Origin of the sequence: Marinobacter sp. (genome assembly GCF_035268745.1) — a bacterium.
In the GTDB taxonomy this organism is placed as follows: domain Bacteria; phylum Pseudomonadota; class Gammaproteobacteria; order Pseudomonadales; family Oleiphilaceae; genus Marinobacter.
The window spans coordinates 1-1851 of record NZ_DATFKH010000087.1 but is presented as its reverse complement, the minus strand read 5'-3'; the positions used below and the strand labels follow the sequence as shown (position 1 = coordinate 1851).

The 1851-nt window shown below is 52.4% G+C and carries 2 protein-coding genes; both read right to left on the bottom strand.

Going from position 1 to position 1851, the window contains the following annotated elements:
• Positions 1-254 precede the first annotated feature (254 nt).
• Complete coding sequence (locus VJ956_RS07410; RefSeq protein WP_324083394.1) at positions 255-1244, bottom strand: ketoacyl-ACP synthase III; 990 nt, start codon at positions 1242-1244, stop codon at positions 255-257.
• A partial coding sequence (locus tag VJ956_RS07405) for an SDR family oxidoreductase (protein ID WP_324083391.1) occupies positions 1244-1851 on the bottom strand: 608 nt, incomplete at its 5' end. The genes VJ956_RS07405 and VJ956_RS07410, both read right to left, overlap by 1 nt.

The following is a 1851-nucleotide window of genomic DNA, read 5'->3' as shown; positions in this document are numbered from 1 at the left end:
CCGCCGGTTACCATTTGTTGTGATGCGAGTTCCATACTCATTCCCTTGTTCCCCAGCTATGTCATGAAACAAAGATGACGCGGAAGGGGAAGCGTTTAATTGGTTATCGGTTCAAGTTCAAAATATATCCCCTTGAGGGGGGTACTCCGCCGGATGGCGGAGGGAGGGGTGTTTGGAAATATGCATGTTCTTAAAACACCCCTCGTCTGCCTCCGTTTCACTGCGGCATCCACTCCCCTCAAGGGGAGATCACCTCAAAATCTATAAGCACAGGCACCAAAGTGCAGCCCGCCGCCGGAGCCAATAAATACCGCAAGGTCGCCCTCACTTACATCATTGTTTCTGTATGATTCATCAAACACCATAGGGATTGCTGCCGAGCCTGTGTAGCCATAGCGGTCCATAATGGTGGGCGCGGTGTCGTGCGGCAGGCCGAGGATATCCAGTGTTTCCCAAATCTGGTTGATGTTGATCTGGGTGATAAACACGTGCTTCACGTCCGAAACATCCTCACCGCTGCGCTCGCAGACGGTCCGGATCATATCACTCCACATTTTTGGGTTCAACTCTTTCGGAAATTTCTCTACAAACTGCAGGCAGTGCTGCTTTTCATTCACTTTCTTTTCGGTTGATGGATCCGCAGCCGCGCCGGTGTAAATTCCCATGTGTTTATGGTATTCTCCGCGGGTCCGCAGATCTGATGACAAAAATCCTTTGCCTGCCTCTTCCGTCGGTTCAAGAATGACCGCACCGGCGCCGTCAGCAAAAAGCGTGACTGTTTTTTTGTCCTGTAAATTCAAAAACCGGCTCATGCCGTAAGCGCCCATCACCATTACTTTTTTGTAGCGCTCCTCAGCCGCAATCAGGCTGTTGGCCAGTGTGAGCGCGGTTGGGAAACCGGCACAGGCGGTGTTGGTGTCGAACGAGGTGGCGTTGGTCATTCCCATTTTGTTCTGGACCACGGACGCCGTTGAGGGCGAAATAAAATCGGGCGTATCGGTTGCGATAATCAGCAGGTCAATGTCATCGGGTGACAGGTTTGCCATCTCAAGGGCTCGGTTTCCTGCCTCCACACAGAGATCGCTGGTAGTTTGTTCGTCGGTCATCCAGCGGCGCTCTTTAATCGTCAGATTTTCGCGGAGCCAGGTGTCAACGTCTTCACCTAAAAGCTCGTTGAACCACTCATTTTTCAGAACGCGCTCAGGCGCGTACGATCCGGATGCTAAAATTCGGGCATGCCTCATTAAAATACCAGGCCCCCGTCCACTTTCAGTACGGTTCCGGTGATAAATGCGGCACTATCTGACGCCAAAAAGAGATACGCATTTGCGATATCTTCAGGCTCGCCTAGACGGCCAAGCGGTGTGTTCCCTTTCAGCTGATCCAAAACCTTGTCAGGCACCGTTTCAACCATGCTCGTGTTAATAAAGCCCGGGGCAACGGCATTCACGCGGATGCCCTTTCTTCCAAGCTCTTTCGCCCAGGTCTTGCTCATGCCGATTACGCCGGACTTGGTGGCAACGTAGTTACTTTGACCAAAATTACCGTTATGTGCCACAACGGAGCTGGCATTCAGAATCACGCCGCTGCCCTGTTCGGCCATAATGGACGCGGCCGCTTTTCCGCAGTTGAACACGCCGGTCAGGTTCACATCCACCACCGAGGTGAACTTTTCGTGATCCATTTTCAGCAGCGTGCCGTCGCGGGTAATTCCTGCATTGTTCACGAGCACATCAAGCCGTCCCCACTGTTCGTTGAGGTTAGCCATCGCCTTATCAACAGCCTCATGATCAGCTACGTTAACGTTTACAAACCTGGAGTTGAACCCCTGGTCTGTCCACGATGCAACGG